This is a genomic window from Marinomonas vulgaris (assembly GCF_018145875.1).
In the GTDB taxonomy this organism is placed as follows: domain Bacteria; phylum Pseudomonadota; class Gammaproteobacteria; order Pseudomonadales; family Marinomonadaceae; genus Marinomonas; species Marinomonas vulgaris.
Genome location: NZ_JAGSSV010000001.1, coordinates 272,902 through 298,392, shown reverse-complemented (window position 1 = coordinate 298,392; position 25,491 = coordinate 272,902). Strand labels below are relative to the sequence as shown.

General features: G+C 43.6%; 28 protein-coding genes. 22 read left to right on the top strand and 6 right to left on the bottom strand.

What is annotated here, in order from left to right:
- Positions 1–7: 7 nt before the first annotated feature.
- Genes pseC through J9B83_RS01385 form a run of 8 tightly spaced genes read left to right on the top strand, consistent with a single transcriptional unit; the run spans position 8 to position 7,707 of the window.
- On the top strand, positions 8–1,174 hold the full coding sequence (gene pseC / locus J9B83_RS01420; RefSeq protein WP_211534929.1) for a UDP-4-amino-4,6-dideoxy-N-acetyl-beta-L-altrosamine transaminase: 1,167 nt from the start codon (positions 8–10) through the stop codon (positions 1,172–1,174).
- Entirely contained in the window at positions 1,171–1,857 is a 687-nt protein-coding gene (pseF, locus tag J9B83_RS01415) for a pseudaminic acid cytidylyltransferase (RefSeq protein WP_211534928.1), read from the top strand. The genes pseC and pseF overlap by 4 nt, the downstream gene beginning before the upstream one ends.
- Complete coding sequence (gene pseG, locus J9B83_RS15980) at positions 1,851–3,380, top strand: UDP-2,4-diacetamido-2,4,6-trideoxy-beta-L-altropyranose hydrolase (protein WP_211534927.1); 1,530 nt, start codon at positions 1,851–1,853, stop codon at positions 3,378–3,380. Before pseF ends, pseG begins: the two co-directional genes overlap by 7 nt.
- Positions 3,377–4,423 (top strand): pseudaminic acid synthase, encoded by a 1,047-nt coding sequence (gene pseI, locus J9B83_RS01405; protein ID WP_211534926.1) that lies wholly within the window; start codon positions 3,377–3,379, stop codon positions 4,421–4,423. Before pseG ends, pseI begins: the two co-directional genes overlap by 4 nt.
- Positions 4,420–5,853, top strand: coding sequence for a hypothetical protein (locus J9B83_RS01400; protein ID WP_211534925.1), 1,434 nt, complete (start codon positions 4,420–4,422; stop codon positions 5,851–5,853). Before pseI ends, J9B83_RS01400 begins: the two co-directional genes overlap by 4 nt.
- A 21-nt stretch (positions 5,854–5,874) precedes the next feature.
- Positions 5,875–6,765: a glycosyltransferase family 2 protein gene (locus J9B83_RS01395; protein ID WP_211534924.1), complete on the top strand. Its 891-nt coding sequence runs from the start codon at positions 5,875–5,877 to the stop codon at positions 6,763–6,765.
- 26 nt (positions 6,766–6,791) lie between these two features.
- Positions 6,792–7,262, top strand: coding sequence for a glycosyltransferase family protein (locus tag J9B83_RS01390; RefSeq protein ID WP_211534923.1), 471 nt, complete (start codon positions 6,792–6,794; stop codon positions 7,260–7,262).
- Entirely contained in the window at positions 7,228–7,707 is a 480-nt protein-coding gene (locus J9B83_RS01385; RefSeq protein WP_211534922.1) for a glycosyltransferase, read from the top strand. The genes J9B83_RS01390 and J9B83_RS01385 overlap by 35 nt, the downstream gene beginning before the upstream one ends.
- 10 nt (positions 7,708–7,717) lie before the next feature.
- Here J9B83_RS01385 and J9B83_RS01380 read toward each other — a convergent pair whose 3' ends face one another.
- Positions 7,718–9,124, bottom strand: coding sequence for an undecaprenyl-phosphate glucose phosphotransferase (locus J9B83_RS01380; protein WP_328797683.1), 1,407 nt, complete (start codon positions 9,122–9,124; stop codon positions 7,718–7,720).
- 156 nt (positions 9,125–9,280) lie between these two features.
- Here J9B83_RS01380 and J9B83_RS01375 point away from each other — a divergent pair, with 156 nt between their 5' ends.
- Positions 9,281–10,534 (top strand): O-antigen ligase family protein, encoded by a 1,254-nt coding sequence (locus J9B83_RS01375; protein WP_328797682.1) that lies wholly within the window; start codon positions 9,281–9,283, stop codon positions 10,532–10,534.
- 78 nt (positions 10,535–10,612) lie between these two features.
- Here the strand turns inward: J9B83_RS01375 and J9B83_RS01370 are convergent, their stop codons facing one another.
- Positions 10,613–11,314 (bottom strand): FKBP-type peptidyl-prolyl cis-trans isomerase, encoded by a 702-nt coding sequence (locus tag J9B83_RS01370; protein ID WP_211534920.1) that lies wholly within the window; start codon positions 11,312–11,314, stop codon positions 10,613–10,615.
- Between the two features lie 452 nt (positions 11,315–11,766).
- Positions 11,767–12,681 (bottom strand): lysine exporter LysO family protein, encoded by a 915-nt coding sequence (locus J9B83_RS01365; RefSeq protein WP_211534919.1) that lies wholly within the window; start codon positions 12,679–12,681, stop codon positions 11,767–11,769.
- A gap of 245 nt (positions 12,682–12,926) precedes the next feature.
- Here J9B83_RS01365 and J9B83_RS01360 point away from each other — a divergent pair, with 245 nt between their 5' ends.
- From J9B83_RS01360 to J9B83_RS01340, 5 genes are all read left to right on the top strand, one after another.
- Positions 12,927–13,184 (top strand): type II toxin-antitoxin system ParD family antitoxin, encoded by a 258-nt coding sequence (locus tag J9B83_RS01360; RefSeq protein WP_211534918.1) that lies wholly within the window; start codon positions 12,927–12,929, stop codon positions 13,182–13,184.
- Between the two features lie 5 nt (positions 13,185–13,189).
- On the top strand, positions 13,190–13,486 hold the full coding sequence (locus J9B83_RS01355) for a type II toxin-antitoxin system RelE/ParE family toxin (protein ID WP_211534917.1): 297 nt from the start codon (positions 13,190–13,192) through the stop codon (positions 13,484–13,486).
- Positions 13,487–13,702: 216 nt separating this feature from the next.
- Entirely contained in the window at positions 13,703–15,073 is a 1,371-nt protein-coding gene (locus tag J9B83_RS01350) for an MATE family efflux transporter (protein ID WP_328797681.1), read from the top strand.
- A 140-nt stretch (positions 15,074–15,213) separates the two neighbouring features.
- Positions 15,214–15,804, top strand: a complete 591-nt coding sequence (locus J9B83_RS01345; protein ID WP_211534916.1) for a zeta toxin family protein — start codon at positions 15,214–15,216, stop codon at positions 15,802–15,804.
- Complete coding sequence (locus J9B83_RS01340) at positions 15,788–15,970, top strand: hypothetical protein (protein WP_211534915.1); 183 nt, start codon at positions 15,788–15,790, stop codon at positions 15,968–15,970. Before J9B83_RS01345 ends, J9B83_RS01340 begins: the two co-directional genes overlap by 17 nt.
- Positions 15,971–16,006: 36 nt before the next feature.
- Here J9B83_RS01340 and J9B83_RS01335 read toward each other — a convergent pair whose 3' ends face one another.
- A complete protein-coding gene (locus tag J9B83_RS01335) occupies positions 16,007–17,488 on the bottom strand; it encodes a cobyric acid synthase (RefSeq protein WP_211534914.1) in 1,482 nt (493 codons plus the stop codon).
- Between the two features lie 86 nt (positions 17,489–17,574).
- Between J9B83_RS01335 and cbiB the strand changes: the two genes are divergently transcribed.
- The 8 genes from cbiB to hepT all read left to right on the top strand — a co-directional run bounded on the left by cbiB (position 17,575) and on the right by hepT (position 22,524).
- Positions 17,575–18,561 (top strand): adenosylcobinamide-phosphate synthase CbiB, encoded by a 987-nt coding sequence (gene cbiB, locus J9B83_RS01330; protein ID WP_211534913.1) that lies wholly within the window; start codon positions 17,575–17,577, stop codon positions 18,559–18,561.
- Positions 18,546–19,640 carry an aminotransferase class I/II-fold pyridoxal phosphate-dependent enzyme gene (locus J9B83_RS01325; protein WP_211534912.1) on the top strand — a complete coding sequence of 365 codons (1,095 nt, stop codon included), beginning with the start codon at positions 18,546–18,548 and terminating at the stop codon, positions 19,638–19,640. The genes cbiB and J9B83_RS01325 overlap by 16 nt, the downstream gene beginning before the upstream one ends.
- Positions 19,637–20,161 carry a bifunctional adenosylcobinamide kinase/adenosylcobinamide-phosphate guanylyltransferase gene (gene cobU / locus J9B83_RS01320; protein WP_211534911.1) on the top strand — a complete coding sequence of 175 codons (525 nt, stop codon included), beginning with the start codon at positions 19,637–19,639 and terminating at the stop codon, positions 20,159–20,161. The genes J9B83_RS01325 and cobU overlap by 4 nt, the downstream gene beginning before the upstream one ends.
- A gap of 41 nt (positions 20,162–20,202) precedes the next feature.
- Positions 20,203–20,700 carry a xanthine phosphoribosyltransferase gene (gpt, locus tag J9B83_RS01315; RefSeq protein ID WP_211534910.1) on the top strand — a complete coding sequence of 166 codons (498 nt, stop codon included), beginning with the start codon at positions 20,203–20,205 and terminating at the stop codon, positions 20,698–20,700.
- A 231-nt stretch (positions 20,701–20,931) separates the two neighbouring features.
- Positions 20,932–21,339: a DUF2914 domain-containing protein gene (locus J9B83_RS01310; RefSeq protein ID WP_211534909.1), complete on the top strand. Its 408-nt coding sequence runs from the start codon at positions 20,932–20,934 to the stop codon at positions 21,337–21,339.
- 54 nt (positions 21,340–21,393) lie between these two features.
- Positions 21,394–21,726, top strand: coding sequence for a DUF1904 family protein (locus tag J9B83_RS01305; RefSeq protein ID WP_211534908.1), 333 nt, complete (start codon positions 21,394–21,396; stop codon positions 21,724–21,726).
- Positions 21,723–22,112 (top strand): type VII toxin-antitoxin system MntA family adenylyltransferase antitoxin, encoded by a 390-nt coding sequence (gene mntA, locus J9B83_RS01300; RefSeq protein WP_211534907.1) that lies wholly within the window; start codon positions 21,723–21,725, stop codon positions 22,110–22,112. Before J9B83_RS01305 ends, mntA begins: the two co-directional genes overlap by 4 nt.
- Positions 22,081–22,524 (top strand): type VII toxin-antitoxin system HepT family RNase toxin, encoded by a 444-nt coding sequence (gene hepT / locus J9B83_RS01295; RefSeq protein WP_211534906.1) that lies wholly within the window; start codon positions 22,081–22,083, stop codon positions 22,522–22,524. The genes mntA and hepT overlap by 32 nt, the downstream gene beginning before the upstream one ends.
- Positions 22,525–22,624: 100 nt before the next feature.
- Here the strand turns inward: hepT and astB are convergent, their stop codons facing one another.
- Together astB and astD are read right to left on the bottom strand one after the other, a co-directional pair.
- Positions 22,625–23,971 carry an N-succinylarginine dihydrolase gene (gene astB / locus J9B83_RS01290; protein ID WP_211534905.1) on the bottom strand — a complete coding sequence of 449 codons (1,347 nt, stop codon included), beginning with the start codon at positions 23,969–23,971 and terminating at the stop codon, positions 22,625–22,627.
- Between the two features lie 29 nt (positions 23,972–24,000).
- Entirely contained in the window at positions 24,001–25,482 is a 1,482-nt protein-coding gene (astD, locus tag J9B83_RS01285; RefSeq protein ID WP_211534904.1) for a succinylglutamate-semialdehyde dehydrogenase, read from the bottom strand.
- Positions 25,483–25,491: the final 9 nt, after the last annotated feature.

The following is a 25,491-nucleotide window of genomic DNA, read 5'->3' as shown; positions in this document are numbered from 1 at the left end:
GGCGTAAATGATACCGTATGGAAAGCAAGAGATAATACAAGCTGACATTGATGCAGTTGTCGATGTGTTACACTCTGATTTTTTAACGCAAGGGCCTCAAGTTCCTGCTTTTGAAGAAGCGTTAAAAAAAGTGACAGGTGCTCAATATGCTTTAGCGGTAAACAGTGCGACATCTGCACTTCATATTGCTTGTTTAGCGCTTGAGTTGAGTGAAGGTGATATTTTATGGACAACGCCTATTACCTTTGTAGCATCGGCGAACTGTGGTTTGTATTGTGGTGCTAAAGTTGACTTTGTAGATATTGATCCAGCTACTTATAACCTTTGCCCAAAAGCGCTTGAACAAAAGCTGATTGTAGCAAAAGCTCAATTAGCATTGCCCAAAGTGTTGGTTGCTGTGCATCTATGTGGTCAGCCTTGTGATATGAAAGCGATTCATGCGTTATCAACTGAGTACGGCTTTAAGATCATTGAAGATGCTTCACATGCCATTGGTGGTCGTTATCTAGATAAGCCAATTGGTTTGTGTGAATACAGTGATATTACGGTGTTCAGTTTTCACCCGGTTAAAATAGTGACAACCGCCGAGGGCGGCGCTGCGTTAACCAATGATCCGCAGCTTGCCGATAAAATGTCGCTCTATCGTAGTCATGGCATTACCCGTGATGAGCGACTGATGGAAAATGCTCCTCACGGTGGTTGGTATTATGAGCAGGTCGATTTAGGTTTTAATTATCGAATGACCGAATTACAAGGGGCATTGGGTGTGTCACAGATGCAGCGACTTGAGCAATTTGTCAGTGCCCGCCATCGCTTAGCGTCACGATATAATGAAAAATTAAGTAATTTTCCCATTACCTTGCCTTACCAATTACCAAACACCTATTCGGGTCTCCACCTTTATGTCATTAGACTACAATTAAGCCTCATTTCTAAAACACACAAAGAGGTGTTTGATGAGTTACGCGCGGCGGGTATCGGAGTAAATGTGCATTATATCCCAGTGCATTTACAACCTTATTATGCGCGTATGGGCTTTGAAGCTGGCGATTACCCTAATGCTGAGAGTTATTACAGCAGTGCTATTTCATTACCGATGTTTCATGGAATGACAGATGTACAACAAGATGAGGTGGTGTCTACACTGGCTCGTATACTGGATAGCTCATTATGAATATTGCAATTATCCCTGCACGGGGTGGCAGTAAACGGATCCCTAGAAAAAACATTAAACTTTTCTATGGTAAACCGATGATTGCTTATTCTATAGAGGCTGCAAAAAATGCAGGGTGTTTTGACCGCATTATTGTTTCAACAGATGATGATGAAATAGCTAATGTAGCGACAAGATGGGGGGCAGAAGTACCTTTTATGCGTCCCTCAGGTATCGCAGATGATTATGCTACAACAATGGATGTTATGGAGCATGCGGTAAATTGGTGTGTTACTCAGGGGGGGGCGGTAAATAATGTGTGCTGTCTTTATGCGACAGCGCCTTTTGTTTTACCCAAGTATTTACTTCAAGGGCTAAGAGTATTGAGTGATAACAAGGTGCAATTTGCATTTAGTGCAACCAGCTTTGCTTTCCCCATTCAGCGTGCCATTAGATTGAATGATGAACAGGCCGTTAGCATGTTCTCACCTGAGTTTGAGCAAACACGCTCGCAAGACTTAGTAGAGGCTTTTCACGATGCAGGGCAATTTTATTGGGGGAAAGCGGAAGCTTACATAGCACACAAACCAATATTTGCTGATCATTCTCGTGCTATTGTGCTGCCGAGAAAATATGTCCAAGACATCGACACGCAAGAAGATTGGGAGTTAGCAGAAGCTTTATATAAGGCGCTAGCGTGTTAAATGTTGCATTTCGGGTAGATGCGTCGCTGCATATAGGTAGTGGGCATGTCATGCGATGCCTTGTTTTAGCAGATACCCTTAGATCTAATGGTTACAAGGTAGTATTCTACACACGACCACAAGAAGGCGATTTAATTCGATTAATCAAATCACGTGGTTATTTAGTTTGTGAGTTAAAACAGCCTGTTGTCTGGTTAGAGCCTAAAAGCACGGCAGATTATATGGCTTGGTTGCAGGTTGATGAAATCGATGATGCTCAGGATTTTGTTGAGCATGTTTCTTCGATAGACCTGGTTATTGTTGACCATTATGGTATTAGCAGTGAATGGCACAAAGTTATTAGAAAAAAGTATAGCTGTAAAATCATAGCGATAGATGATCTTGTTAGGAAGCATGATGCAGATTTAATTATAGATCAAACACTTTTAAGAAAATCAAGTGAGTACAAAAAGAGTAACCCTAGTGCTAAAGTTTTATCAGGTACTCAATATGCTATTATTGGCTCCGATTTTGAAAAGCAACATTTAATTGAGTTGCAGTCTAAAAAAAATATAGAGATGACACCTAAAGTATTATTGTCAATGGGCGGTGTTGATAGACCTAATGCAACATTAAAAGTTCTTGAAGCTTTTAGAAATAAATATGCACATCCACCTTTATTTACTGTTTTGCTTAGTTCAAGGGCTCCTCATTACAAATTAATAAAGAGATTTGCAGAAAGGAATAAGACCTGGGTAACTCATATTGACTTTGTTGAAAATATGGCTGACTTGATGTCTCTGCATGATGTAGCGATCGGTGCACCTGGTAGTACATCCTGGGAAAGAGCATGCTTGGGATTGCCAAGTATTATTATGCCTTTAGCAGATAACCAGACAGAAATATGTGAGAGATTGAATGCCGCTGGTGCTTCAATAAGCATCGAACTGAATTCTGTAACTGAAAAGATAATAAAATCTTATAAGCAAATGATGCAGAATTATAAAAAAATGAAAAGTATAAATTTGATGTTATGTGATGGTGTAGGGGCTGCAAGGATAGTTGAAAATATTAAAGAGTTATCTGAAAAGCCATTTATATTGAGGTATGCGAATGAAGGCGATATACAGCAAGTATATAGTTGGCAGTGTGCGCCGGAAACAAGACGATATTCTCTTAATAAAAGTACTCCTAGCTATATAGAGCATGAAAAATGGATGTTAGGTAAGTTAAAATCTAAAGATAACTACTTTTATATAATTGAAACTAATAATTCTGATAGGAAGTCGTTAGGTGTTATTCGTCTTGATTGTATTTCCTCAAAAGAGTATCTAGTATCAATTTATGTGTCGCCAGATCACTTTGGGAAAGGCATAGCGAAGTTTGCTCTGAAAGAGTTAGATCTTATTCATGCTGATTTTGTAATCAATGCTGTCGTATTAAAAGCTAACCTAGCTTCACATGCCTTGTTTAGCCGAGCAGGGTATAAAAAAACATCCGAAGAGAGCTATGTCAGGCAACCGATAAAAGTAGAGAAGAAATGAAAAGTATAAAGATAGATAATAGAGAAATAGGTCCAGATCACGCACCATATATTATTGCTGAAATGTCTGCTAATCATAATGGCAGTATTCAAAATGCCTTTAAAATTATGGAGATGGCAAAAGAGAGTGGGGCTGATGCAATAAAACTGCAGACGTATAAGCCAGACACAATTACAATGAAAAGTGATAATCCTGAGTTTATGATTAAGGGTGGTTTGTGGGATGGTAAAACCCTATATGAGCTTTATGAAGAAGCCCATATGCCATGGGATTGGCATAAGCCGTTATTTAAAAAAGCCAAAGAGCTTGGGATTACTATTTTTAGCTCACCTTTTGACTTTACAGCGGTTGATTTACTTGAGTCTTTAGATGCGCCTGCTTACAAAATTGCTTCTTTCGAAGCGATTGATTTACCTCTGATTGAGTACGTGGCTAAAACCGGTAAGCCAATGATTATTTCGACAGGTATGGCAAATGAAGAAGAAATCTGCGAGGCGATAGACACGGCAAGAAGCTCTGGTTGTAAAGAGCTTGTCGTTTTGCATTGTGTCAGTGGTTATCCTGCGCCATCAGAGGACTATAACCTTGCGACTATTCCTGATATGGCATCAAGGTTCGACGTATTAACTGGGTTGTCAGACCATACAATTGACAACACAACCGCGATCACATCTGTCGCGTTAGGCGCTTGCTTGATAGAGAAGCACGTTACACTCGATAGAAATGGCGGCGGACCAGATGATAGTTTTTCACTTGAAAAAGATGAACTGACACAACTGTGTCGTGACAGCAAGATTGCTTGGAAAGCGCTTGGTAAAGTTAACTACAAATGCAAAGAAAGTGAAAAAAGCAATATTATGTTTAGACGCTCACTTTATGTCGTGAAAGACATCGCAGAAGGTGAGGAATTTACACATGACAATGTGAAAAGTATTAGGCCCGGATATGGAGTGTCCCCTAAATATTTAAAGGATTTAATAGGTAAAAAATCAGACTTTAATCTCTATAAAGGTATGCCAGTTAGCGATAAGGTATTAAAATGAATCTTTATGAGATTTTTAAATTGACGCTTCTTTCTTTGAAAATAGAAGATGAGTTGAGGCTTTCCTATTTATTTAGTAGAAAGAAAAATGAAATAGACTCAATTAAGACAAAAAAAAATAAATTCAATGGTGTCTTCTATAGGGTATTAGTGTTCTTTAGATATATTTTTGTTAACTTTAGTTTTTTCGAGAGGGCTTCAAAAGAGGTTGACGTTTTTCTTTTCTCCGGTAGTAAGAACCAACTTGATAGTATCAGATCAACTATACTTTCTTTAGATAAGAAAAATATTAATAATATATTAGTTTCTGAAGGTGGTCATGGGTTAGGAAGGGTAGGTGATCTAAGCGTACTGTTTACTCCATCAGTAGTAATGGTCGCCTTATTAGTCTTTTTTATTAAGCTCCCTTTTCTTTATATTAAGGTTTTAAGAAGAAAACATGATGTTGAGTTAAATCAATATTTTAGTATTTATTGTAGGCCTTATGTACTCCTGCCGTTTTTTTTTCAACTTTTGAAAAAAACTAGACCAAATATCGTTGTTATGTCTAATGACCATAATGTTTCAAATAGATCGTTACGTTTAGCAGCAGAGTTATTAAATATAAAAACTCTTTATGTTCAACATGCATCAGTCAGTAATTTCTTTCCGCCTCTAGAGTTTGATTATGCTTTGCTTGATGGAAGGGAGTCATTTTATAAATATCAAGAGTGTTTGTCTACTTTCGATGATGTTGATTTTAAAGTTGTTGAGAATAATAAAAAATGTAATGTTTTTTTGACAGGGCAAAAAAAAGAAACTAGATTTATAGCTAAGAATAAATCAGATTTTTTCACAGTAGGTATCCCAATAAATAAAATTGATGATTTGATTTTTATAGAAAATCTAATTAAAAAGATAAGATGTAATGATGTTAAATGTATTATTCGACAACATCCTACACATAAATCCTGTGATATATCTAGGCTCAGGAGAGTGTTTTTAAATGATACTCTTGTTGATTGGTCAGATCCACACAATGAATATTTGCCTGAGTACTTTAGTAAAATCGATATTGTTGTTGCTGGTAATACTAGTATTCATTTGGAAGCTGTATTATCTGGTTTGCCCTCGTTTTATGTGGAAACAAATAAAGATAGCACTTATTCAGATTATTATGGGTATGTTAGGAATGGTGTTTCTATTGCATTGAAAAATAATTTCACAACAGATTTTTTAATGACTGAAACAAAGGTTTTTTTTGATCATGATCGTCTAATTTCGATTAAAAATTATAGTGAAACTTATAATACAAGGTGGGAAAATAAAGAAGGGGTCTTGACTTCCTTAATAATAGAAAAGATTTTAAGAGGAGATGAAACTAACAGTGTTTTTGATTATAGTGATATTGAATATGAGAAAGTGTTTTTTGGATTTAACAGGCTTCAGTAAAGGTTTTTAGGGGGGGGTATTTTGTACTCTATAGTAATACCTCATTATAATTGTATAGTGGGATTAGAGAGTTTGATATTATCTATACCAGCTAGAAGTGAAATTGAAATTATTATAGTTGATGATAATAGTAATTGTTCTGTTGAAAATATAATAGATGAATTTTCAAATCATAATATTTTTATTTATACTAACGATAGTGGTGTTAAAGGTGCTGGTGCATGTAGAAATATCGGCTTAAATGCTGCTTCAGGAAAATATGTTCTTTTTGCTGATTCAGATGATTATTTTGTTGATAATGCTTTTGATTCGATTGATTGTTGCAAAGGAGATGAAGATATTGTCTTTTTCAAGGCAACAAGTTTTTGTGTGAAAAGTGGAGGGCTTTCTGATAGGCATACAAAATACTGTGATATTGTTGATCAGTACATTTTAAAAAAAGACAAAAGTATTTTATATGATTTTGTTGTGCCTTGGGGGAAATTATACAATAGAAGGTTTCTGGTAGATAATAGCATTTATTTCGATGAGGTTATAGCATCAAATGATGTTATGTTTTCAATGAGATCTTGTTGGAAATCAAGAGAGATTAAGGTTGTTCCTGAAACTATATATTGTGTTACTCGTGATAAGGGTACGCTAACAACAACTTTCAGTAAAGAAGTGTTGTCATCTAGATATTTTGTAGAGCTCTCTAAAATCGATTTTATTTTTAAAAACAAAATTAAAGCTAAAAAAAGTTCAGCAGCGGCTTTAGTGTATAACTATTTTAATGTAATGTCTTTTAAAGTGATTCTTGACGCAAGTAAGTTGCTTATTTATGGGAAAATATGCTTTTTTCCTATTAAATACATAGTTTCACCGCTAGAGCTTTTGAAAACAGTTAGATATAAGAAAATGTTAAAAAAATAAGTTTTGATTTCTTAAGGTGAATTAAGATGGATGCTAGTAAGAAGTTTATTGGCGTTTCCTCAAGCGGTGGTCATTTAATTCAATTATTAGCTATAGAAAAAAATATAGATTATAATTTTTCTCATATTATTACCACTGTTGAATTAAAGCATGATGCCGATAACTATAAAAGTATTAAAGTGATGGATTGTAATGTAAATCAACCTATTCGCTTAATGATTTGCTTTTACATGTTAGTTAAAGCTATCTATTCAATAAAGCCTACTTGCATTATATCAACAGGGGCTGCTCCTGGTGGTTTAGCTCTTGTTATTGGTAAGCTTTTCAGATGCAAGACAATTTGGATTGATAGTATTGCGAATACTAAGAAAGCATCTTTAACTGGACGTTTAGTAAAGCCATTTTGTGATGTTTGGGTCTCACAATGGGAAGCTGTAGCTCTTGAAAACAAAGGTGAATACATTGGAAAGAGTATCAATATTTTTAACAGTCGGTAGTCAGTTGCCTTTTGATCGTCTTGTTGGTTATTGTGAGGAATTAGAGCAACTCTTTCCAGATAAGTATGAAGTTTTTTATCAAACTGCTTGTAATGATAAAACATCTAAAGATAATTATACTAACCATTTAAATATGGATGATTTTTCTAATAAGGTTGAAGAGTCTGATATAATTGTAACCCATGCTGGAATAGGGTCTATAATAACATCCTTACTAAACTCAAAGTACATCATAGTTGTGCCCAGAGAATATCAATACGGTGAGCATAGAAATGATCATCAAATAGATACCTCTTTAGAGCTGAAGAACATTAATGTAGCTCGTAATATGAAAGAGTTCTTAAATTATATCGAGGCATATTCCTCTAAGAAAGCATCCCTCGATATCTACAATAAGGCTTTTTACTCTAAATTAAATGGGAAAATAAAATCATTATTGAAGTAGTAATAGGTCATCAAAAAGCATTTCTATTTATGAAACCCTTAAAAACAGTCAAGAAGATGATCTTCAAATCCAACCAGATTGACCAATTTTCTATATAATATAGGTCATGTTCAACACGACCTTGCATTTTATCAATAGTGTCTGTTTCTCCGCGAAAACCATTGATTTGTGCCCAGCCTGTTATACCAGGTTTAACCATATGCCTCCTCATGTAAGATTCCACTAGCCCTTTGTAATACTGATTATGTGCTAATGCATGGGGTCTTGGTCCAACTATTGACATTCTGCCTTGTAATACATTTACAAATTGTGGAAGTTCATCCAGTGATGTTCTTCTCAAAAAGGCGCCTACCTTTGTTACTCTTGTATCTTGCTTTTTGGCCTGTGTGACTGTGCCATCTTTTTCTTTATGAACGACCATTGATCTGAATTTATAAACTTTAAAATCAGCTCCATTATTGCCTGTTCTATACTGCTTAAATAATACTGGGCCTGGTGAAGTTAACTTAATGGCGATAGCAATAGCGATTAGCAGTGGGCTGATTAAAACTAGAATAATAGAGGAAATAACTTTGTCTTCAATCGATTTAAGCAGCCTATTTTTACCTTCTATCATATGAGACGTAGATAAGTTAATAACCGGTAAGCCAGCAACCTCTGTTAGTGAGTGATTAAGGAGCTGAAAGCCAAATATATCTGGCACTAATCTAATTGTTACTGAGCTATTTGATAAAGAAGCTTGAACTTTTTTCATTTTTTCGGCCTCTTCCATTGGAAGTGCTACCCAAGCTTGATCAACTTTATTATCTCTAACTATTTCTTCTAGATTTTTTATATTGCCAAGATATTGGAATTCTGACTTTATTATTGAAGTTGAGCTTTCTCCGATAAAGCCTTGAACAATAAAACCTGAGTTCTTTGTGTTTGTTAATGTTCGAGCTACTCGTAATGCGAGTTCACCATCTCCGATGATAATAACTTTTCTTATGTTGTAACCTTTTGCTCTTAGTTGGCCAATGGTTTTTCTAAGTGAAATACGATAAGCCAATAAAAGAAAAACAGTTAAAATTAACCAACTAAGAATCCAAATTCTAGAAAATAGGTCTGACGAATGGGTCAAAAATCCACAGATGACTAAAATAATAAACGTTGTAACAGAGGCGTTAAATACACAACGAATTTCGGAGAAAACAGTAGCGCCACGCCACGCTCTATAGGCTCCAAATGAAGATAGGCTTATTAGCCCTAAAGTTGTGCCAAGAATGAGAGCATACGTATGTGGCCCATTCATATCAAAGTTTGAGAAGCGAAGCCAAAAACTTAGAAATCCAGCAAGAATAAAACAGATACCGTCTGTTAGTCGCAACCCAAGAGTAATCGATGCACTGTGCTCTTTTAGTTTTAATCCGTTCTTCACGTGTGTTTTGCCTTTTATGTTGGTTATAATCAACAACTTATAGAGTCGTATCATAGCAGTTTTCCGTGTTTATTTTCGATGTGTGATTTGTAAATATTCAGTACATGCTTTGTTCCAAGCCCTAGGTGGTCTAATGAAAACTAAAGGAAGTACAGAGTGCAGTTAAAAGCAAAATTTTCAATCTTGGTATGGTTGCTGGCCGCCATGACATTCGCTGGTGCAATAGGTATTCCTAAGGCCTTCAACGTAACCACCTTGCTTATATTTTTATGTTCCTTAGGTGTGGTGTCTTTAAAGCCCGTTATCTACTCAACCGATAAAGCAGACAAGGCGCTTATTTGGTCCTTTCTTGTTTTTGGTATCAGTTTAATCTTGGCTTCCATAGCCGATCTGCTTGAAGCTCGAGGGTTCGATAAGCCGTCGCGGTTTTTGTTGGCCATTCCGGTTCTTTTCTTGTTACTTCGCAGTAAAGGCCCTAAAGATTGGCTTTGGTACGGAGTTGTTATTGGCGCTATTTTAGCCTTCCTGTTAGCTCTGTATGAACGAATTGTATTAGGGGTAGAGCGTGCCAGCGGTGGCGAACATCCTATTATGTTTGGTGACACAGCCATGATGCTAGGGTGGTTAAGTTTTGTTGCGGCGGCCTTCTTTTTCTCAGAAAAGCGTTCTGTTTGGGTAGCTATTGCTCTTTTTGCTGGCTTATCTGGAATGGGGGCGTCTGTGCTTTCTGGTTCTCGTGGCGGATGGGTGGCTGTGCCTTTCATTGGTTTGTTTATGTTTTGGCAATGTCGAGACTTGCTTGGAAAAAAACACCTGTTTAAGCTTTTCCTTTCTGCTTCTTTATTGGTTGTGATCGCTGTTGCGGTTCCTCAAACCGGTATTCAAAAACGTGTGGGTGAAGCGGTAAGCAACATTGATCAATATTTAGATGGTACAAAAACAGGCACTTCGGTAGGTACTCGTTTTGATATGTGGAAAGCCTCAATTCATATGTTTCAAGAGTCTCCTATATTTGGTGTAGGAGCCAGTCAGGTGCAGCCTATTAAAAGAGAACTGGCCGATCAAGGTCGTATTAACATTAATGCGGTTCCCTACGATCACGCACACAATGAATATTTCCATGCGTTATCTACGCGTGGTTTAGTCGGCTTGCTTTTATTGTTGATGGTGTATTTGGTACCGATGAAACTGTTCTTGCGTAAGCTTCACAACTACAAAGACAATTGGCGAGTTCGTTCTTATGCTATTGCTGGCGCCTTAATTCCTATGTGTTACATGGACTTTGCTCTGACGCAGAGTATGTTTATGCACAACATAGGCGTGATGATGTACGCTTTTCCGATCGTATTTTTCTGGGCGGCGTTGCGTTGGGCGGAGCGTGAAGAGTTAGAAAAAGAGTCTAGCGTCTGATTTATTATGAATTGATTATTGAACCAAAAAAATGGCTGTCATTTTTCAACGACAGCCATTTTTGTTTTTAATTTTAGATTACTTCTCTTCCTCTCTAATAATGTTGTGCAGTTCGACAACAAATTTTAGTGCGGAATTTGGTGGAATTGGGCCTGTGCCGCCAGGGCCGTAAGCTAAATCAGCTGGGATATATAGCTCGTATTTAGAGCCTACTGGCATAAGTTGCAAGCCTTCTGTCCAGCCTGGAATCACGCCATTTAACGGAAAACTGATGGACTCGCCGCGCTGGTAGGAGCTGTCGAATACGGTGCCGTCAATCAGGCTGCCTTCGTAATCCACTTCTACTGTGTCCAGTGGTGTTGGGTTTTCGCCTTCGCCCTTGGTGATGACCTTGTACAATAAGCCTGTATTGGTTTTCATCACGCCATCTTCAGCTTCTTTTTCAGCTAACCAAGCCGTTGCGGCTTCTTTGGCGGCCGCTGATGCTTTTTCTTGCTCTGCTTGGGCTAATTGCATTTGCTCTTGTTGATAAGCTTGGATTGTTTGTGTCACTTCTTCCATGGTCATCTGACCTTCTTTACCGGCAAAGGCGTCTTGAAAGCCTGCCATGAAGGTGTCCATGTCTAATTCAGAGAAGTCTTCTGTCATGCGTGAGCCGAACATGGTGCCGATACTGTAACCTAGGCGTTGTTCTTTTGAATCTAACGTAATGTCACTGTTGTCAGCGTGCGCAAAAGAAACAGAGGACATGACCAGCGCCGCGATAAGAGTTTTTTTCATAAAAAAGCGTTCCATTATTTGTTGGTGTATCACATCTGTGATGTAAAGCATTAAGACGGAGTTTGATTCGCAAACGGCCTTACTAAGTCAGTAATTCAACGTTTGATGGGGCAAAAACAGAGCATGAACAAAGGTATACGCCTTGTGCTTTGCAAAATCAGATCCCGTTGGTTCTTTGTAACATACGTTTTCTAACATACTTTAGGTTGTTTATACCAATTTAATGTTAGTGCGTTACCAAAGCGACCCCTTCACCTGCACACTTTGTTTAGCACTAAAATAATTAGCACTAGAAACGTTCCAAAAAATAGATCGATTCCACAAAGCACAATGCGTGAATCAAGAATAGGCGGTAGCGCTTTTGCCCGACAATCGCTTTTACACAAGCATGACGGTGTTTGCGAAAGAGTCGGTGTTTAATTGAGCGCCTTGACGATTTGCTGACGGTTGCCTTATTTGATTCCCATTAATAAGGGAATCAATATCGGCACTAAAATGCTCATAATGAAGCCGCTGGCGATGCACACGGGGATGATTTGCGCGCCATGAAATTTACCGAGCATGGGCAGGGTGAAGTCCATCGCGGTTGCACCAGAATAGCCTACTGACATATGGCTGTTAAGACGAGCCAAAAAGGGGATTAGGCTTAAGGCGAGAATTTCTCGTCCTAGATCCAACAAAAAAGCCGTAGTGCCAAGCACTGGATCGCCCAAACCAGTGATCAAAATCCCCGATAAGCTGTACCAGCCAAAACCGGATACCACAGCCAGTCCTTGATTCCAACTAAGACCCAACACCAGGCTACCGACCCAGCCAGCAAAGAGTGTGGTGCCTATGGTGACCACGGCGATAATCACGCCTTGCACATTCAAAAAGAGTTTACGCAGGCGGTGATTGCCTTGGCGTAACTGACAACCGACAAGAAACAACAACACATATAGAAGACCGGTTACCAGTTCATCTACACCGGTGAGCCAATCTTTGGCGAACAGCCCTAGGAGAACGCCACCGACGACCCAAGCGAGGGTTTTTACGGCGTCCATCAGCGCGTGTGATTTGCTGTCTGACGGCCCTTGAGCCAAGTGCTCAGCGTGAGTGCCGCCAAATCGCAAGCCACTGAGGTACAAACCAGCCAAACTAAACACGCTGACCAGAGTGAAAAAAACAATGGCTTGATAGCCTGCAACCAGTAATTTTGCTGCCAAATTGTCTAGCGCGCCCAAGCTAAAGCCTATCAGACCCAAAATGAGGTACACCAACTGCTCCAAGCCTTTTGCCACCCGCTGTGGAGTGAATACTTTGATATTGACCCAATAGCCAAATAGCAGCGCAATTAACAAAGGGCCGAGCGTGATCAGAATGGTCATATCAGGAGATCTTCCTTGAAAAAGTCGATGAAGAGTAAATATTATCGGGATGAAAATAACAAAACGGCATTTTCAAGGTATTTGCCATGAAATACAAGGCAAGCATAAGTCTTGCTTCACATCGCTTTGGTGTCTCCTACTCATCAATTCAATAGTCGCCTATATCGCCAATTAATACATACATTGACAATGTTTGTATTTGAATCTAGCATAATCTGTATGAATATTTATCCTTGGAGTTAACTATGCACGTGTCATTGACTAGCGAACTAGAGTCTCGTGTTAAAGCCAAAGTGGAAAGTGGCCTATACAATAATGCCAGCGAAGTGATCCGTGACGCCCTGCGCTTTATGGACACACATGAAGAGTGGATACACGAAATGAAATTGGCCCGTTTACGCGAACAGCTAAAAATTGGTACTGATCAGCTAGATCGCTGTGAAGGCATTACTATTGAATCAAAATCTGCTTTAGACACACTGTTCGACGACATAAAGGCTTAAGCCGCATGCCAGTTCATCAGCTCGTTATAGCCTCTGCCGCTAAAACTGACCTAAAAGATATCTATCAGTACGGGCTGCGGCAATTGGGACAACCCCAGACCGAGCGCTATCTTGAGAATATAAAAGAACAGTTCTGGAGACTTACCGAGTGTCCTCTAATAGGCGTGGACCGCTCTGATCTTCTATCAGACACCAGAAGCCTACCTATTAAAAGCCATTCTATATTTTACAGAGTCACATCAAATACGGTAGAAATTATCCGTGTACTACATAGCCGCCAAGACCCACAGCGACACTTTTAATACGACGTATATTCAGATCTCCACTCTTCTATTACCATTACCTGCAGTTAGACACATTCAGTAATAAAGTCATTGTATGTTTAAGGAAAGATTGAGCTTTTTAGACCAAGAGACAAGCTAAGTGCATTGTTGTCTGATCGGTGGTAAATTGCTCGGCTGTTTTGTGCGTCTTTGCATGAGTCGTTATTAATAGCTACGGATAGTCGGCGGTGATGTGTGGTTAAGCGTTTTCCTGTTCTAAAAGAAGTGCTGCATTTGTTGTTCCCCATGGTGTTAACCATGACGTTAGAGCTGTCGATCAGTGTGGTCGATACTATTATGTTAGGGCATTACAGTGCCTTGCATTTGGCAGCGGTGGGATTGGCATCTAGTTTATGGCTGCCCGTGGGATGCTTTATGATTGGGGTGACGTTCGGGCTTACGCCGCTGGTTACTCGCCATTTGCATGGTCGACAGCCAAAGCTGGTGAACCTGTACATGTCCCAAGCGGTGGGCTTGTCGGTGGTGTTAGGGTTGGTTGCTAGTCTGGTGGCGGTGTTTATTCTGCCGATTTTTGCTTCTATGATGGCAACGGAAGAAGAAACCCGACGTGTCGCTGTGTCTTATTTGTATATCTTTGCGCCCGCCCTGCCGATGCTGGCGTTAATGACCGCCTACAAAAATTTATTTGAAGCTGCGGGTCGTCCTGGTTTTCCCCTATTCGTTGCCAGTACCGGTTTGGTACTGAACATTTTGTTTAACTATGTGCTGATTTTCGGCAAGTTTGGTTTTCCTGAAATGGGTGTTGAAGGTGCGGCTTTGGCGTCGGCCTTGTCCTTGTATTTGGCTGTGTCGATGTTTTTCGTTTACGATCGCTTTATTAACAAAAAACCTTTATTTACCCGCCTTGTATGGCGTTATACCCGCAAATTCGGCATTTTGTTGGGCGTGGGCGCGCCAGCCGGTTTTGCTTTTGCCTTTGAAGTGGGCTTGTTTTCATCGATGACTTGGTTGATATCGTCGTTTGGGGATTTGGCATTGGGCGGCGGACAAATCGTCATGTCGTACACCTCTTTCTTGTTTACCCCGATGATGGCAATGAGCGCTGTCACCGCGATTGTGGTGGCCAAAGCTATGTCGAACGAAGGCGTGAGCGGGGTGCGAAAACGTATTCGCGTGATCGTTTGGCTGGGATTAGGCTATGTGACAGCTTGCTTTGTCATCACGCAAACCTTTCATAACGAGATTCCATATATCTACAGCAACAACGCCGAAGTCGTAGCGTTGGCGGCGAGCATTTTGTTAATCTCGTCCTGTTACCAATTCCCCGACATGCTACAAACCGTGTTTACCGGTGCGCTGCGTGGCTTTCGTGAAACCCGCTCGACCATGATCGCCTTTGCCGTGTCTTTATTTGGTTTTAGCATGCCCTTTGGTTTTTGGTTGTCACACTACAGCCCTTGGGCGGAAACCTTGTCGTTACGTGGTTTTTACATTGGCTTAGGCGCAGGCTTGACCGTACTGGCGGCCATACTCATCGTTCGCTTCCAGATCGTACTACGTCGCTTTGAAGGCAAGCGCATTGCCTCGCCACGGGAAGTGGCTTAACCAAAACCAAAGGATCGGTCGTGACTTTATCCGACGTTTAATAGTGCGGGTAATCCCCTTTCAAAATTTCAATAAAAGTGATATTCAATTTGATATTGTTTGATGTTGAGCGTGTTCGTGAAAGATAGGAATCAATGTCGATGAGTAAGGTAAAAGAAATTTTCATTATTGCTGGCCCGAATGGTGCTGGTAAGACAACCTTTGCATTAGGTTTAATAGACGAGGGAATTATTAAGCATTACCTAAATGCTGATGAGATTGCGAGAGAAATATCGCCAGAAGATCCACAAAAAGCCAATGTCAAAGCAGCACGTATTTTTTTACAAAGGCTTCGTGGCTTGTCTTCGGGCAATACAAGCTTTGCTTTTGAGACAACACTGTCTGGTTTACGTTATTTAAAGCATATAGAAGAATGGCGAGAGTCAGGTTGGTTGGTATCGGTATTTTATTTGTTAGTAAGCTCTCCAGAAGTATCAAAACAACGAGTTATAGAGCGCGTTGAACATGGTGGACACAATATACCAAGTGAAGACATAGAGCGAAGATTCCCCAAAAGCTTAGTAAATTTCTACAGATATTATTCTAAGCAAGTTAATTATGCAGAGTGCCTGTACAATGAAAACCAAGAGCCGATGTCGATATTTGAGCGAAAACAAGGCCAATTGATCATCAACGAAAAAGAGCTTTATACCTATTTTATGGAGTTAATACATTATGCAGAATCAAGATAATTACCAACCTAATTTTGATCGTGTTCGTCATTTAAAAAGAGCGGTTAGTCGTGTTGTACGTCGTAAAAAAGCATTGGGTCAATATATTGTTGTAGCAACAAAAGGAGAAGTGCAACGTATAGACTTTTCGATAGCAACCATGACAACAGAGTCAACCAAATCGTAGGCCGTATGAGCCAACGTACGAGGCGTTATCCGACGTTTAATGGTGAAAATCTCGGCACTGTTTGATCAGTGCGTCGATGTTCATGTGTTGTTCAGCACTGTCGGCGAGGCGGTTGATTTCGCTGTCGCGAAGTTGGTCGTAGTCGAAGGTGTCGGCTTGCTCAGCACCTGCCCAGCGTAGTAGAGCCGCAAGGGCGTCTGGATGATCGAAGACGCCGTGCAGGTAAGTGCCGATGATTTGTTGGTCGGGCGACATATAGCCTTCTTTTTCGCCATTTTCTAAAACGCTGAAGTGCGTAACCGTACTGGAAAAACGCGAGACCCCTGAGTGTATTTCGTAGCCGGTAACTTTTGCTGTGTCATGTTCAAACGCCAGCGTGCCATGACGTTGTTTCAGCTGTTTGTCTTTCTCCAATACGGTGTCCATGGGAATCAAACCAAAGCCTGCACATTGGGTGTTGGCGTGTTGATTTTCCAAGCCGAGCGGGTCGCTTAAGGTATCGCCAAGCATCTGAAAACCACCGCAAATCCCCATGACTTTTCCGCCGTATCTTAGGTGTTTATTTAGATGCGCTTCCCAACCTTGTTGTCGTAAAAACGCCAAATCACTTTGCACGCTTTTGCTGCCGGGCAGAATGATCAAATCCGCTGATGGAATCGCCTCGTTAGCACCCACGAGGGTGACTTGCACGTTAGGATGCAAGCGCAGGGCGTCCCAATCGGTGTGGTTGCTGGTGCGGGGTAGAATCGGAATAACCACCTGCAGCAAGGCGTTGTTGTCGGTTTTCAGTGGGCTTTTGGTGACCGCGTCTTCTGATTCCAAATGAAACCCCATCAAATAGGGCAACACGCCCAACACGGGTTTGCCAGTGCGCGCTTCGAGCCAATCCAACCCAGATTGTAGCAAGCTAATATCGCCACGAAAGCGGTTGATTACAAAGCCAATCACCCTATCTTGTTCGCTTTGGCTGAGCAGGTCTAACGTGCCGACGAGGTGGGCAAACACGCCGCCTTTGTCGATATCGGCGATGATGATCACCGGACAATCGACGCTTTCGGCAAAGCCCATATTGGCGATATCGCGCGCGCGCAGATTGATTTCCGCCGGGCTGCCGGCGCCTTCAATCATCACCGCGTCGTATTGCTCGGCGAGTCGGTAATAGGATTCTAGTGCGGCGGCTTTGGCGACGCTTTTGTATTCGTGGTAGCCAACGGCGTTCATGTTGCCAATCGCTTTACCCTGAATAATGACTTGTGCGCCGGTGTCGGTATTAGGTTTGAGTAAAATGGGGTTCATGTCAACATGGGGCTCAAGGCCAGCGGCGTAGGCTTGTACGGCTTGGGCGCGGCCGATTTCGTTGCCGTCTGGCGTTACGGCGCTGTTCAGTGCCATATTTTGCGGTTTAAAAGGCGCTACCGAGATACCTCGTCGTACCAATAATCGACACAAGGCCGTGACGAGAGTGCTTTTTCCGGCGTCTGAGGTGGTGCCTTGCACCATTAAACTAAAGGCTGTCATTCAGGGGTATCACGCTTCAAATCAATTAGGTGATAGAATTTTACCTTACCTTCTTCCCCTATGACGTGAAAAAACGACCTATATTCATGACCCTTTCTATTTTAGACAGTATTTTTAACGGTTTCTTTGGCGATCTTTCCCACACAGGGCTTATGCTGGTGGCGGCCTTAGTGTTGGATCGTTTGTTGGGCGAGCCAAAAAGCTGGCATCCGCTTATTTGGTTTGGTCGCTGGGTCGACCTGTGCCGACAGCAATTGCAAATACCCACCGACGCAAGCCTGATTCGTCAACGTCTCGTTGGTGTGCTGGCTTGGCTACTAGCGGTATTACCTTGGGTCGCGATGTTACTGGCGGTGTTTTGGTGTTTGCCCGGTTGGCTTGATAATGTGGTGTCTGTGTTGGTGTTGTACTTTGCCATTGGTTGGCAAAGTCTGCGCGAACACGCGTTGGCGATTTATCAACCCTTGTCGGCAACGCCGTTGACCGACGATAAACTCAACGAGGCTCGTGTGGCGGTGAGTTACATTGTGAGCCGTGACACACAAAATCTAGACGACAGCGCGGTGGCCAAGGCAGGTATTGAATCTGTGCTGGAAAACGGCAGCGACGCGATTTTTGCGCCGATTTTTTGGTTTATGTTGCTCGGTGCGCCTGGGGTGCTCTTGTACCGTTTGGCGAATACCTTGGACGCTATGTGGGGCTATAAAACGACCGAGTTGCTGCATTTTGGCTGGTGCGCCGCCCGTATAGACGACGTATTAAACTATGTGCCGGCGCGATTAGTGGTATACACCTACGCGGCGTGTGGGCGCTGGAAGAGTGCCATTCGTAGCGCAAAACAGCCATCTGCCCGTTGGAAAAGCCCCAATGCTGGCCCTGTGATGGCGGCGGGAGCAGGGGCACTAGGCATAAAGTTAGGCGGCGAAGCGCCGTACTTTGGTAAAATGGAAACCAGACCGATTTTGGGTGACGCCGACGGCGATGCGCCCAAACCAAAACATCTAAAAGAGGCGATTTTGCTGGTGGATAAAAGCGTGTATTTGTGGGGGGCAGTGCTATGGCTGTTGTTTTAAAATCGTCTTTATTAGAAAGCACACCACCGAAGCACGGTGGTGATTTAGCGCGTTGGCAGCGCGAAGCCGGTGATGAGGCACTCAACTGGTTGGATTTGTCTTCAGCGTGCAATCGTGAACCTTGGCCGGTGCCTGCTTTCGATGCCCGTTTGTGGATGGATCTACCGGATCAAAACACCTTGCTTGATCAGGCCGAGCGTTATTTTTCCCGTCGGCCTAGTGCGATTGGTGCGGGTTCTCAGCACATCATTGAATGTTTGCCCGTGCTGTTAAAGCACAGCTTAGCGACCACGGAATTCGTTACTCCGTTAAGGGCTTTTGTGCCACGTATCGGTTACCAAGAACACGCGTTTGCTTGGCAAAAATGGGGCTACGATCTGATCTATTACGACGAGCTGAGCGAGTTATTAAACCAGTCTTGGGCGGTAGCCGTGGTGATTCAGCCGAATAACCCCACCGGAGAGTGGGCGACGTCGGATATGTTGACGCAATTGATTACTTACGCCGAGCAACAAGGTGCGCATTTAGTCGTCGATGAGGCGTTTATTGACCCTTGTCCTGAACGCAGTGTCTTGATGACTTTGCCTTCGTCCGATGTGAGCGAGTCTTTGTTTGTGCTGCGCTCTGTGGGTAAATTCTTTGGCTTGGCTGGTGCGCGAGTGGGTTTTGTGTTTTGTCATCCTCGTTGGCAAAACGCGCTGAATAATTTGCTGGGGCCGTGGCCGGTGGCAACGCCAAGTTTGCATCTGGTGACCTTGGCACTGGCGGATACGGCGTGGCAAACTCACGCTTTAGATAATCTTAAGGTGCGCCAAGCGGCTTTTGTGGAGCGCATCATGCCTAAATTCAATACCATTTTTGATTCCCAAGACAGCGCGATAAACCTCTTGTTTGTCACCTGGTTTGTCGATTCAGAATATGGCAAACAGGTGTTCGATTGGTTACATAAAGTAGGCGTGCACGTACGTTTAGGAGAAGGCTGGATTCGCGTGGCTATGCCAGCGCTCAATGAAATGGACGCCTTGAACAGCGCTCTAATTGACTTATTAAAGGGCGTAGGAGGGCGAGATTTAGCATGAAACATCTAGTATTAGGCGGCGTACGCAGTGGTAAAAGTGCCTACGCCGAAGCGCAAATTGCTGCTTGTGATAAGCCTGTGTGTTATGTGGCCACATCGCAAATTTGGGATGAAGACATGGCTGAACGCGTTAGCCTGCATCAAACGCGTCGTCCTTCTGAATGGAAATTAATCGAAGAACCCTTAGCGCTTGCCAAGGTATTGGATTCACTCAATTCACCAGAGCAAGCGGTGATCGTGGAATGCTTTACCTTGTGGTTAACCAACTTACTCTGCTTGGAGGACGAAGCGCGTTTAGAGCAAGAAAAGCAAGATTTGCTGCGCGTTGTGGCCGAGTTCAAAGGCGATTTGGTGTTGGTGTCCAGCGAAGTGGGTTTGGGCATTATGCCGATGAATGCTCTGGCGCGGCGCTTTGGCGATGAAGCCGGCGCGATGAATCAAGCCTTGGCGACATTGACCGATCGGGTAACTTTAGTTGCGGCCGGCCTACCTATGCCGCTAAAATCTCCTCCTTTATTGTAAATCCCCACTTTATTGTAAATCGCCAAAGCCTAGGAGCTTGTATGACCCCGTATTCAAAAGATTTCCCTGTATCTTGGGAAGAGTTGCACCGTAATGCCCGTGCTTTATCTTGGCGTTTGCTAGAACAAGGCCCTTGGAAAGGCATTATCGCCATTACCCGTGGTGGCTTGGTGCCAGCGGCCATCTTGTGCCGTGAAATGGACATTCGTCTAATCGACACCATTTGTATTGTTAGCTATAAAGATGGTGAAGCAGGACAAGGCGCCATGAAGCAAGGCGATTTAAACGTCTTAAAAGGCGTGGAAGGCGATGGTGAAGGCTTTATTTTGGTGGATGACTTAGTCGATACAGGTCGTACTGCGGCGAAAGTCCGTGAAATGTTGCCAAAAGCCCACTTCGCGACGATTTATGCCAAACCAGCGGGCAAGCCATTGGTCGATACTTTTATTACCGAAGTGAGCCAAGATACCTGGATTCGTTTCCCTTGGGACATGGAATACACTTTTTCGACGCCGCTTGCTAATCGCCAAGAAAAGTAAACTTGGCCTATGAGTCGAGCGAGTTAACATAAGTCATCTTGTTCCATACAAAAGGTACGCAAGGTATTTCAAAATCATACGATTTTTTTCGTTCCTTTTGCGCCTTTGTCAGCTAAATTTATGATTAGATCTTTCTTTAACCGTGCGATGGCGACGATCGTCAACGGATAAATTTTTAACAGATCGTGGTAGGATGCGGCCACAAAGTCTGTATGACAGTAGGAATCTATTATGTTGAAAATGCTAACTCGACTCGTTTTTGCCAGTATTTTGTTGTCGACGACGATATTACCTGCCTTTGCTCAAGGCACGGTGGCCCGAGCTCAATTTACCACCGATGTTATTGACCGAGAGCCAATCGATAATGTTGGCTCTGTTATCAAGGTTGAATACGGCGAAATCCAACGGGTGTACTTCTTTACTGATTTACGCGATATGTCTGGTGGGCAAGTGGTTCATCGATGGACATTAGACGGTGAAGAGCAAGCGGAAATCGCTTTTGATATTGGTGGCGACCGCTGGCGTGTCTGGTCAAGCAAACGCCTTATGCCAGGCTTTGATGGTAAATGGAGTGTAGACATCTTGCTGGACGATCAAGTCATTGAAAGTCATTCATTTGATTATGTAGACGACTACTAAGCGCGCCGTCAGTGCGTTTTTTCACGTTATTTTTGCTGATAGCTAAGGATTTTTATGCCTCATTTACGTGTGCGTGGGTTAGCCTTCGACGAATTAGAATCGATCGCCGACATCTTGATCGAAAACCTTGCAGAACTTACCGACACCCCCAATTCGCATTTTACTCTAGAGTTTCAAGCCACCACCTACCTCGCGGTGGGCGGAGCTTCCCCTGCGTACCCCTTCTTTGACGTGTTGTGGTTTGATCGAGGCGATGAAATCAAGCGCAAAGTCGCTCTTGTGATAGAAGATCTGGTGCGTCCCCTTGTGGAAAGTGGGCAAGACATCACTGTCTTATTCCACGACCTACAAGGCAAAGACTACTACGAAAACGGCGAACACTTTTGAGTCAGTCACTGACATTGGCCCTGCTTGAGAAACTGGCAAAAGAACAACCAGAGATTAAAGTGGTCTGGTTGTATGGATCTCGAGCAAAAGGCAATGCTGAGGAAGACAGTGATTACGATCTTGCCGTGGCTTATGATTTCACAGCGTTGAAAAAACATGATTATCCAAATGATGAGCTGGCCTATCATTGGAGTCAGAAAACGTCTCAAAAGATTTCAGTTGTCGATATTAATCAAGTCCCCACGGCGCTGGCTTATTCTGTCATTAATGATGGTAACGTTATTTATTGTCGAGAATCATTAAGGTTACATTCAGAACAAAGCCGAGTGTGGGCTTTATGGGAAGCATTCCGTTATGAGCACAAAAGACACAGACAGCCCCTATGAGCCTTATGTATTTGCATTAATAGAGCAAATAGAGCAGCACCTTTGTGGACTAGATGAGTTGAGTGATTTAGCGCTTAAAAGGCCACTGACCTTTAACGAACGCTCTGCATCAGAGCGTAGCTTGCAAGTGATCGTAGAAACCGCCATTGGTTGTTCTAAGCATTATCTCAAAGCACAAAACAAACCGGTTCCTGCAGAAGCCAGAGCAAGCATTGAAAGAGTGTATGAGCGGCTGGCCATTACGAAACCGGACATAGTCGATATGCGCGGGGCGGTTGGAATGCGAAATGCCATTATTCACGATTACCTAAATCTTGATTGGAGTCTTATTCAGGTGGTGCTTAAACAGAAGAAATACCACCTAATCCACGATTACGTTCGAACAGTGACCACAGCATTATTAAACAGCTAAACAGCTAAACAGCTAAACAGCTAAACAGCTAAACAGCTAAGAGGGTGTGACCTTTTAGCTGTTTAGTTATTTTTGAGCACAGTTAAGTTTCACACTCAATTTACCGCTGAAATTCGTAGACGTTGCCAAGGTTGAGTATGCGAGTCAGTTCGTCTAACGCGTTGCGGCTTTCGATGAGTAACATGGGGTCGGCGAGGTCTTTTTCGTGCAGTTCGTCGCGGTAATGTTTGTCGACCCAGTGGTTTAAGCGCTCGAATAGGGCATCATTCATCAAGGTGGACGGGTTAATGGCCTGGCGTTCAGCCTCGGTTAAGGCGACGCGAAGACGAAGGCAAGCGGGGCCGCCGCCGTTGCTCATGCTTTGTTTTAGGTCGAAGACTTTTACTTCGTTAATCGGTGAATTACCCGCTATTAAACTATTCAAATACGCCCACACGGCTGGGTTGTTTTCACATTCTCCTGGCACCACCAAGATCATGTCGTTGTCGCCACGGCTCAACAATTGGCTGTTGAACAAGTAAGACTGAATGCTGTCTTGCACCGAGACGTCTGCGCTGGGCACTCCAATAAAATGCAATGTCGAGTCACGATCGCCCCATGCAGCGAGCAAGTCATCACGCATTTTTGCCGTGTCTAAAAACGCCTCTTGATGATAAAAATGCGCATTACGATTGCCGACGGCGATTACGTCGTTATGAAATACCCCCGCGTCGATGACGGCGGGATTTTGTTGCGCGTACACCACTTGATCCGGCGATAAGCCATGACGACGCGCCACCGCTTGCGAGGCTTCTAAAGTGTGACGTGCCGGGAACTTAGTCGGACGCGGCGCATTATTGTTGAAAGCTTCCATTCCATAGACGAAAAATTCCACCCCTTGTTCACCATAACCGTCACAAAACCGCGTGTGATTGGCCGCACCTTCGTCACCAAATTGGTCAACGCTTGGCAGAGCAAGGTGATGGGCGAAATGTCGCTCGTTGTTGAAGGTAGCACGCAAAATCGCGCCAGTCGTCTCGTGCTCTATCGAGCGGTGAAACTTGTTCACCAAGTTGGCAGGCGTAAAGTGCACTCGTTTGTCGCTGGTGTCGCCACTGGGGGAAACAGTGGCCGCGTTGGCGGTCCACATGCAAGACGCCGAACTGACGGCGGCCAGTAACTTGGGTGCTTGCTTTGCGGCTTGTTGCAAAATATGTGCGTCGCTGCCACTAAAGCCCAAGCGTCGTAATGTTGGGATATGAGGGCGCTCGTGTGGCGCAAGCACGCCTTGCACAAAGCCCATGTCGGTGAGGGCCTTCATCTTGGTTAAGCCCTGCTTGGCAGCTGCTTTGGGGTTAGACGCGCGGGCAGAGTTGTTCAAAGACGCGACATTACCAAAGGATAGGCCGCTGTAATTGTGGGTGGGTCCCACTAAACCATCAAAATTGGCTTCTGTCGCTGTGCTCATTGTTGTCTCTCTTTTTGTCGTTAGCGGGTTTATAAGGTTAAGCCGTGGCCTAATGTTTCCGGCATGGTTAGGCTGTCGGCCTCAATACTGGCAACAGGGTAGGCGCAGTAATCCGCCGCGTAATAAGCGCTTGCTCTGTGGTTGCCGCTGGCGCCGGTGCCGCCAAAAGGTGCGTTACTGGACGCACCGGTGGTTTGGCGATTCCAGTTGATAATCCCAGCGCGACTGTGTTGCAAAAACCACTGATACTCCGCTGCGTCGTCGGACAAAATACCTGCGGATAAACCAAAGCGCGTGTTATTGGCAATGGTCATGGCTTGGTCTAACGAATCGTAACGAATCACAGTGAGCAAGGGGCCGAAGTATTCTTGATCGGGCAGAGTATCGAGCATGTCCGTGGCATCGATAATGCCTGGCGTGACGAAGCCAGTATGAGCCTCGCCTCGTGTCATTTCGACCAGCGGTGTAGCTCCTAAGTCGAGGAGCTTTTGGTAAGCTTGCAGCAAGCCATCAGCGGCCTGTGCCGAAACAATTGGCCCCATAAAGGGTTGCTTCTCGGCGTCGAATCGATCGATCAGTAGGTTCTTGGTCGCGGTGATGAGCGATTGCAAAATCCCGTCGCCGACGGCGCCTTTGGGTAACAATAAGCGTCGGGCGCAGGTACAACGTTGGCCCGCAGAAATAAACGCGGACTGGATAATTTCGTGCACGGCTGCGCGTTGGTCAGCAACTTGCTCCGATACCAAGAGCGGATTATTACCGCCCATTTCCAGCGCGAGAATTTTCCCCGGATGCCCGGCAAAGTCGTTGTGTAAAATATGTCCAACTTGCGGGCTGCCGGTAAAGAAAAGCCCGTCAATACCTGGGTGATTAGCCAGCGCCACGCCGGTTTCTCGTTCGCCTTGCACTAGGTTAAGTACACCCGCTGGCAAGCCAGCTTGTTGCCACAATTGAATGATCAAATCTGAGGTGGCGGGCGCTTGTTCGCTCGGTTTGAATACGATGGTGTTACCCGCGATCAGCGCGGGTACTATGTGGCCGTTAGGCAAATGCCCTGGGAAATTATAGGGCCCAAATACCGCAACAACCCCATGGGGACGATGACGCAAACGTGCTGTGGCGCCGGGCATGGGCGTGGTTTTTTCACCAGTGCGCTCATGGTAAGCCTGTTGCGAAATTGTCACTTTACCAACCATGGCGGCGGCTTCGGTGCGGGTTTCCCAAATGGGCTTGCCTGTTTCGCGGCTGATTAGCGTGGCGATCTGTTCGCTGTGCTCTTTTACTAAGGCGGCGAACGCTTCAATGATGTTTACGCGTTCTTCCAGTGGGCGATTTGCCCACGCAGAAAAAGCCGCTCGGGCCGCTTGAATGGCGTGATCTACTTGCTCGCCACTGGCACTGACGGCTTCCCAAACGAGGCTGGCGTCGGCCGGATCGATCGACTGAAACGACGAGCCTGCGCCGGCGATCCAGTGTCCATTGATGTAATGTGCTTGTTGTAGAGACGTCATAATGGCTCC